1 pseudogene is annotated in these 579 nt (G+C 69.3%); it reads left to right on the plus strand.

The window, feature by feature from the left end:
* Positions 1-544: pseudogene (locus BZY54_RS48330) on the plus strand (hypothetical protein); the annotation flags it as partial.
* Positions 545-579: the final 35 nt, after the last annotated feature.

The following is a 579-nucleotide window of genomic DNA, read 5'->3' on the forward strand; positions in this document are numbered from 1 at the left end:
GGTGAAGGGGGAGGACATGCGCATCACCGGGTACCGCACTCTCACCACAGTGCATCGGTGGGGCAGACCGATCGGTGACGCCAATGGATCCACGCCCGCGGGCGTGACGACCGTACCGCTGGTTCTGCTCGAAACCGACGTCGGTCTCACCGGCGTCGGCCTCGGCTCCCACCGTGGGCTGGATGAGGTCTTCCCGGCCATCGATGGTGAGGACCCCCGAGCGGTCAGCGCGCTGTACGCCAACCCCCTGGCCCACGCCGCCGCCGGCATTCCCAACCACCTGGCGACGGAGGTGCAGGATCTCTCCTTCCCGGAAGGGGTCCACGCCGACCAGGAGTTCGAGGACGGCAACATCATCCTCGGAGAGTCGCCCGGCCTTGGGCCTCTGGTCGACGAGGACGCCATCGCGGCCCTGATGCCCTCGGCAGGCCGCACCGGGCCGGAGAGCCGGCATGTGCGTCCCGAGAGCGCGGGCAAGCGGATGCTCGGCGCGAGCATCCACGTGCTCGCCGGCGACCGGTCGGTCGGAGTGATATGCCGATGACCGCACCTGATCGTGTCGACGCCCACCACCATGTC

It is taken from the genome of Streptomyces carpinensis (assembly GCF_002154505.1).
Taxonomy (GTDB): Bacteria; Actinomycetota; Actinomycetes; order Streptomycetales; family Streptomycetaceae; genus Streptomyces; species Streptomyces carpinensis.